Annotated in this window: 6 protein-coding genes; 2 read left to right on the plus strand and 4 right to left on the minus strand. The window is 57.7% G+C overall.

Translation table 11 applies throughout. The features are described 5' to 3' along the window. The 4 genes from ABF824_RS14905 to ABF824_RS14920 form a co-directional block, all read right to left on the minus strand. A partial coding sequence (locus tag ABF824_RS14905; protein WP_415489782.1) for a heparinase II/III family protein occupies positions 1–1,758 on the minus strand: 1,758 nt, incomplete at its 3' end. A 52-nt stretch (positions 1,759–1,810) separates the two neighbouring features. Then, a complete protein-coding gene (rpe, locus tag ABF824_RS14910; RefSeq protein WP_415489783.1) occupies positions 1,811–2,473 on the minus strand; it encodes a ribulose-phosphate 3-epimerase in 663 nt (220 codons plus the stop codon). A gap of 202 nt (positions 2,474–2,675) precedes the next feature. Beyond that, positions 2,676–3,377 carry a hypothetical protein gene (locus ABF824_RS14915; protein WP_415489784.1) on the minus strand — a complete coding sequence of 234 codons (702 nt, stop codon included), beginning with the start codon at positions 3,375–3,377 and terminating at the stop codon, positions 2,676–2,678. Between the two features lie 13 nt (positions 3,378–3,390). Beyond that, complete coding sequence (locus tag ABF824_RS14920) at positions 3,391–4,755, minus strand: RsmB/NOP family class I SAM-dependent RNA methyltransferase (RefSeq protein WP_415489785.1); 1,365 nt, start codon at positions 4,753–4,755, stop codon at positions 3,391–3,393. A 46-nt stretch (positions 4,756–4,801) separates the two neighbouring features. On the opposite strand from ABF824_RS14920, the gene ABF824_RS14925 reads away from it, so the two are divergent. Together ABF824_RS14925 and ABF824_RS14930 are read left to right on the plus strand one after the other, a co-directional pair. Beyond that, positions 4,802–5,905 (plus strand): hypothetical protein, encoded by a 1,104-nt coding sequence (locus ABF824_RS14925; protein ID WP_415489786.1) that lies wholly within the window; start codon positions 4,802–4,804, stop codon positions 5,903–5,905. Between the two features lie 5 nt (positions 5,906–5,910). Further along, the gene (locus tag ABF824_RS14930) at positions 5,911–7,143 is read left to right on the plus strand and encodes a hypothetical protein (RefSeq protein WP_415489787.1); all 1,233 of its coding nucleotides are present in this window, start codon (positions 5,911–5,913) and stop codon (positions 7,141–7,143) included. Positions 7,144–7,205: the final 62 nt, after the last annotated feature.

Genomic DNA, 7,205 nt, shown 5'->3' on the forward strand with positions numbered 1-7,205 from the left:
TTCCGGGTCCGGTGTAACTTCGATCAGGTCGGGCGGGATCGGAGGAAGAGGGGCGCCACTATCACTCAAGGTCGCTTCTTCTTCAGCGGCAACAAGAGCGGTCTCGGCTGCGGCGACCTCTGCATCCTCCTCGGTCATTACGGTTTCTAGTGTTTCTTCCGGCTCGGACGAATCCATCTCATCAGCCGTTTCTACTGCTACAGGCTGCTCCTGCGGCACTTCTGCAGGTCGCACGACAATCTGCTGCGTGCGCGTGGGCTTGGGGCATCCGAAGTAAACACTTTCTTCGATGGTCGAATACCCATCGCTACGGAAACGCCAGACCTCTTCCTGAGTGTGCAACAGGATGTCAGTTTCTTCCAGTTCCACTCGCACGGAGGGATGGAGGTGGAACCTCAGGACGAAAGCCGGTGTTTTCCCGGACGGTTCGAGGCTGTCCTGCCCACGAAGATCGGTGCCTTCCGCTGACAGGAAAAGTCGGCGAACATACTTGCCTGCCCCAGCAGCGCGGTAACAGTCCGAAGACAGCTCCACCATATGGTCAGTGCCGGAAATGGTATGCTCGTACATTACATGTGGGCGTGAGGCGACAGATCCGTCGGCATTCCATGCGATGGGCGAGTGATCCGGAATGGAAAGAACGGAGTGAGCTGGTGCATCCCGAAGCGCTTCCTGCCAGATGGGCAACGGGCTAGCGCCACAGTTTACGACGATCTGCGAACGTCCCGAAGACAATTCCATCGACAGAAGACCGCCGTGAGATAGTCGGTCGAAACCGGCGGGTGGCGGCGTGCCCGCATCGACGAAAAGGATAGTGTTGCCAGCCGAAGCGCGGACAAAGCGTCCACTTTTCATGCTGCGGGCCAGCACGTGGCCACGTGGCATGGCGCGGGCGATGATCAGATCGATGACCGACGCGTTGTGAGGCCAGGTGCCATTATAAAGAGCGAGACTGCCGTCTCCGTGACGAAAGGCACGCAGGACCGGGGCCATGCGATCCAGCGCCGAAGCGAGAGCTGTCGGCATGGGGATGCGGGCTGCCTGCAACATCAGTCGCATTTCCGCCAGTTCCCGCAATGCCAGAAGCTGAGCGCCCGGGCTGCGGGTTGCATGGCAGCCGTCTGCCAGAATCTGCACGTCCAGTTCAGGGTCGATTAGCCGCATGAAAGAAGACAGGAACGTATGTTGCTGCGGAATGGCGATGGCTGTTGCCAGTAGTCCTTTCAAAGCACGCAGCGCTGTCCAGTCATGGTGGTCTGTCGGTGTCAGCGCCTTGATGGTCCGGGCTTCCAGAACAATCCGTTTGAGAACGGTCCGCCGATAGACGTCATCGGCGGAGGCGGCGAAGAAATCGTAATGTGACAGCCATGACGTGATGCGCGCGCCGGTTACGGCCGGGTCCTCAAGGGAAGTGGGCGCCATGGGCTGTTCGATCCATGTGGCAACCATGGATCGCGCTTTGGATCGCGCCGATTCAGACCCTAGTTCCCGCAGATCCCGCAGCCACTCAAAGCTCTGAAACCAGCCGCGGAATAGGGCAGGCCAGTCCTCGCCGGACCATTGTCCTTCCTGAAAGGCGCGGGTCACGTTGCCATGCGACGCATAGCCCTGCACCAGCAGTTCGCCGCTGGCGGCATCGCCCGGCCACAGATCGCGGATGGTCTGTTGTGGAGCGGACGGAACAGAACGCAGGCCACCCAGAGGTCCAAGGAGCGCAAACGAGAACTTTAAATCACGCCACCATCGGCCTGCTCCCATCGTCTCTGCTCCTTTTTCTCTGGTCTGAACGAATGTTGGTAAGGAAACTTCCCTAGGCGCTTTTCAAGGCCTTGATTGCGTCGGCATAATTCTCGCGCCCATAAACGGCGCTTCCCGCGATCAGAACGTTTGCTCCGGCATCCGTTGCGAGAGGCGCAGTCTCGGCGTCGATGCCGCCGTCCACCGCCAGATGAATGGGATGCCCGCTTTCCGCTATCATGCTGCGCAGGGTTTTGATTTTGCGAACCTGACTTCTCAGGAATTTCTGTCCGCCAAAGCCGGGATTGACGGACATGACGAGAACGAGATCGATCATATCCATCACTTCGGAAAGCATTTCCGGAGGCGTGGCCGGGCATAGCGACACGCCAGCCTTAACCCCAAGCGCCTTTATGGCTTGAAGGGAGCGATGAAGATGCGGGCCAGCCTCGGCGTGAATCGTGATGTGGTCCGCTCCGGCTTTGGCGAATGCTTCCAGATAAGGATCGACGGGTTCGATCATCAGGTGCACATCGAACGGCAGCGTGGAGTGCGGTCGGAGCGCCTTGACGATAGCGGGACCGAACGAAATGTTCGGGACGAAATGACCATCCATCACGTCGAGATGCACCCAGTCGGCGCCGGCTTTTTCGATCGCGGCGACCTCCTCTCCCAGACGGGCGAAGTCGGCAGCCAGAATGCTTGGAGCAATCAGAGGAGAGGTGTTTTCTTTCATGGGTCCGTTATCGGTAAACGTGGCGTCTCAAGCAACCGCCTTTTTGATCGGATTCAGCAAATTCTCTCTTTAATTGCAGGACCAGTTCTTTTGTGAATAAGCGGATAGCTGCCACGTGAAGAATGACGGAAAGTTCATTACTTATACGAAAGGGGTAAATTCAATGTTTCGATCAGGCGATCATCCATAATTTCCCTCGTTTTTATTCACTCCGACACGAGGGGAGCGCCACCCTGAACGTCACGGTCCCCGAAAAGGTTCTCTCCGAAGACGGAGTTCCTCTGTTCATTCGTGCGTGAAGCGACATGGGGGCTGTTTGCTCGACCGCAGAAAAGGTGGAGGGCGGCAGCCACAAAGAGACGGGACCTCGCAATTCTCGCTGTTCCGAAATCATCCGCAGGATCCGCGATGTCAGATCGATAGAATCGATTTCGTCGATCACAGCCGCAATAGATGTCGGTGGTGCGGCAGGTGGTCTGTCCAGCAAGGAGGACAGAATATGCTCTGTACGTTCTGCTGTGAGCGTTGTGTCCCGCGCCCCGAAACTGAGGCACATTCTTTCTGTCACCAGAAGAACGGCACTGATGGGATAGCCGTTTGAGCGTCCAGCACTCACTAGCAGGAGATTCTGGGCGTCAGGAAAGCGGAAGATTGTCTCTCCGCACTCTCCAAGCCACGCATCGCCGGAGTGAATCATACGACCGACGGAAGGGCAGGGAATACGAAAGAACCAGCGTTCGAAGAGTTCCTGCTGGAACCAATGCAATCGGGTTATGTTCGGTGTGGCCTGTTTTCGAACCACATAATCCAGAACGCCCCGAAGGCCCGGACATGCTTCCAGCATCTCCCGCCACAGGGAGCGTCCCTGTGGCGTGTCGATATGCTGCGCCCGAACCGTTTCCATCAGAACGCGCCTCTTATCCTTCCTTGATGAACCGCGCGGCAAAGAAGCCGTCCAGCCCACCGAGTTCGGGCCACATGCCCGGGTGAGTGCGCAGCCACCCTTCCGGTGTGACAGCCTCGGGGAAGCCGGGGAGTTCGTCCACCTTGATGGGATCGGGTTTCAAGCCGAATTGTCCGGCTATTTTGCGCGCCTGTTCCGGTCCTTCTTCCTGCTGAAGCGAGCAGACGGCGTAAACCAGACGTCCGCCCGGCCTGAGCATCCGCGCAGAGGCGGCGAGCAGACTGGCCTGCGTCTCCACGAGAGCCGTCAGGTCGCGCGGGCGCTTGATCCACAGCGCATCGGGATGCCGCCTGACCGTTCCTGTCGCGGAGCAGGGGGCGTCAAGCAGGATGGCGTCAAGCGGCTGTTCCGGCTGCCATGCTGCCGCGTCAGCGCACACGGTCTGCACCGTATCCAGCTTCAGGCGTGCAAGGTTTTCCTTCAACCGTTCCAGGCGGGCAGGATCACGTTCCAGCGCGGTGACATGGGCTCCCGTCATGGCCAGTTGCGCCGTCTTGCCACCGGGTGCGGCACAGAGATCGGCGACATGTTCGCCAGCCTGAGCCGCCAGCAGCCGGGCAGGGAGCGCCGCTGCGGCATCCTGCACCCAGAAGGCGCCTTCTGTGAAACCTTCAAGCTCGGTGACGCGGGTTCCAGCCGGCAGTCGAACCGAGCCGGTAGGCAGGATGATGGCTTCTTCCGGTGACGGGACGCCGGGACGCAATGTCAGATCAAGTGGCGCTTCTTCTTTCAGCCCCTGAGCGATTCTGCGGGCGACGCCGGGGCCGAGGGCTTTCCATGAGGACCACAGCCAGCTCGGAATATTGAGCCGATCCTGATCAAGCCCTTCCAGTAGCGTCGCACCCTGACTCGCGATCTTGCGGAGAATCGCGTTTGCAAGGCCCGCGAATGGCGCAAGTTCGCGCCTGCGAAGCAGGTTGACGGTCGTGCCAACGGCGGCGTGCGGCGGTGTTTCCAGAAAAAGCAGCTGACAGGCACCAATCAGCAGTGCGGCCCGAACAGGCTCCGGTGGTTCCTTGCGGAGAAACGGTTCCAGAACGGCGGAGAGGGTTCCCAGATGTCGCAGCGTTGCTGCCCCCAGACGGTGCGCGGCAGCGCGATCGCGTGGATCGGCCGCTTTCGCTTCCGGAGACCGGTTGAGCGTCGTGTCCAGCATACGACGGTTTTCGATCACGCCGCGCACGATCTCGTAGGCAATTTCGCGCGTTGGATCTGGTACGACATCCACCGCTGGTTTGCGGGCCTGAGAGCGTTTTGGTCCCGACCGCCTGCGGGGGTTACGGGACGCAGGCTTTGATGTGTTTGACGGAATGTTCATTGTTCCCGGTCTGAATAGCGTCAGGCGAGGACATGGCACGTCAAACGTGTCGGGGCCAGACGTTTTCCATGTTGAAGCCGATTTTCACGCGCGGGAAGGGAGTCAGTCGGCGCTTATGGAGATTTTCGTAGCGAGTTCGCCCGTCAATTCTCGTCCGGTTTCCGATACGCCGTCATATGCGACATACGGCACGTCACTTTTTCTGCCCACCACGGGGGCGCTGGTCGGTGGACTGGTGCTGCGCATTCAGAAACGTCGGGCCGCCGAGCTGCTGGCGCCGAATCCGTTTGGTGCAGGCATTCTCGTGATCGAATCCGATAAACCTGACAGTTTCGGCTTTATCCCGACAGCGTTTGATCGCGTGCTGATCCGTCAGATCATCGCACTGGATGAACCGGACGCGGCAGCCGTCCGAGGGCGCTTCTTTGCTGTCATGGCGACCGGTTTTGCGGGCCGGGAAGCTCAGCGTCTGGGGCGTGCTGCCATGAAAGCTGATGCGGCACGCCGGGATGCATTGCTCATAAAGGCCACCGAGGTGACCCGAGGCGCAAGCGTGCCTTTCGAGCGCTTGGAATGGCTGGTTTCTGTGCTTCTTTGCATTGGCGCCGATCCGGAGGCGATTGCGACAAAAGGAAATGACGATCTTTTTCGTCGGTCTGTGCCGGCCCGTCTGCAGATCATCAGAGAAGGCGCAGCCTGTGTCCGCTCTCGATTGCAGGCTCTTGATTGCTCCAGCCTGAACACGGAACGAGTCCTGCATGTGGCTGAGGAAGCCTTTGCCCGCATAGAAGTTCTCTACGAAGGAATCGCCGTTCTCCTTGCCGAACCGGACCGTTTACGCAGGGTGGCCATCACGGGTGGGGAACTGAATGACACTTTGGGGACACTGGAAGGATGGCTGCGTTTTGCGCTTCTTCTGCGAGAAATTCCCCATGCGCCGGTTCCATCCTTTGCGCTTTCAGAACTTTCTGCGCTCGCGCAGGTGCTGTCGCATAAAAACAGCGCGATAGCGAAAACATCCGGACTGATTTCAACAGTGCGTCCGAATTCTTCGTCATGGCCGCCTGAAGTTGATCAGGCGCTTTATTATACCGAACGCAATGAAAGACTGGTGCGTGCCGCAGTAATCTGCGACGCGAAAGGACTGTGAATATCATGAAACCAGCGCGTGTTTTGACGCCAGTTCAACCATCGCCGGTTCTTGACGGTCCGGTCCCGACAACATTCACACTGCTTTTTCGTCCCCTATGGCCGGTGGTCGTTCCTGCGGAGGAATGGCGTAAAAAGGCTGCCGCCTCTCTATATACGATCCCTGATAGTCTGCTTGATCCGTTGCGTATCTGGATGCTCGACTGTTTCCCTGACCGCGCGTTGGTCAGTCATCTGATACAGGCAGGGGACGGCAACAATCTGCCTGACCGCGATCCGCTGGAAGAGGCTGAATGGGCTGATCCTCTACGCCGCGCATCGGAAATTCTGTGGGCGAGGGGAGCCGATGTCTTTTCGCGTCCGCTTCCGGAGCCTGTTCTCAATGAGATTGCCGAAAGTTCGGGACTCAAGACAACAACAGTTGCTGAACTTGTGCCGATCATCCATCTGCTTTTTTCCAATGCCGATCTTCTGTTTTCTCCAAGAGACGATGTTGCGCCGGTTGTTCCCGATCATGAGAAACTCGATAACCTTCTGAAGCAGGCGATGCAGATTGGCATGACGGCATGGTCGTTCTGTCTTACGCTGCTGTTTGTTTCGCGCAATGAGATTGACGTCGTGCTCCCCGCCGCGAGAGCCGTGGCGTATATGCAGCCCGATCCACAGTCATGGCTGGACAGATGCGACAAGGTTCTTGGAGATGTATTCGATCTTCTTGAGATGCGCTGTTCCCGCATTCAGACGGAAATCAGCCTGATTTCACCAGCAGAGCGGAAGGAGCGGCGTGTCCTGTTATGGCTGGAACCCGCCGAGCAGGCGACGATGAGTGCGCTTATCCGTTTTGCAAATCGATGCTCATTGCATGTTCTGGTGGCCGCACGTTTGAAGGTAGTCGCCGCCAAGGCTGTGTGGGCGCAGTTCACTCTGCTGGTGGAAGAGGATCTGCTGCTGCGGTGGCCGGTCATGTCATGGTCAGATTCACGACTTCTGGCATTTGAAAGAGGGAATCGTCGGTTTCGGAAACTTTCTGTTCTTGGAATGATGTTTTCCCGTTTTTCTGACTACAGGGCGCTGTTGAAAAAGCTCGTTGAGCATTATGGCGGCGAACAGGTGGCTGGGCTGACTTATGTAGAAAAAATACATGCTATGGAAATACTTGAAGAAAGCTCCGTTACATCTCCTTTGTTGAACGACTATCTTAAATTACTTGCGCCGCCTGCGCGTGTGAGATGGGGATAAAGATCGGCCTTAAAATTAAATTACATAATATAGGAATGTTTCTACATTGCGCTGTTAATAAT

The sequence above is a fragment of the Acetobacter sp. genome (genome assembly GCF_047721705.1).
Classification (GTDB): Bacteria; Pseudomonadota; Alphaproteobacteria; order Acetobacterales; family Acetobacteraceae; genus Acetobacter.

Bases quoted from the DNA above. Each gene is read 5' to 3' on its own strand.
- ABF824_RS14930 (WP_415489787.1), top strand. From the start codon at position 5,911: ATGAAACCAGCGCGTGTTTTGACGCCAGTTCAACCATCGCCGGTTCTT.
- ABF824_RS14915 (WP_415489784.1), bottom strand. From the start codon at position 3,377: ATGGAAACGGTTCGGGCGCAGCATATCGACACGCCACAGGGACGCTCC.
- rpe (WP_415489783.1), bottom strand. From the start codon at position 2,473: ATGAAAGAAAACACCTCTCCTCTGATTGCTCCAAGCATTCTGGCTGCC.
- ABF824_RS14920 (WP_415489785.1), bottom strand. From the start codon at position 4,755: ATGAACATTCCGTCAAACACATCAAAGCCTGCGTCCCGTAACCCCCGC.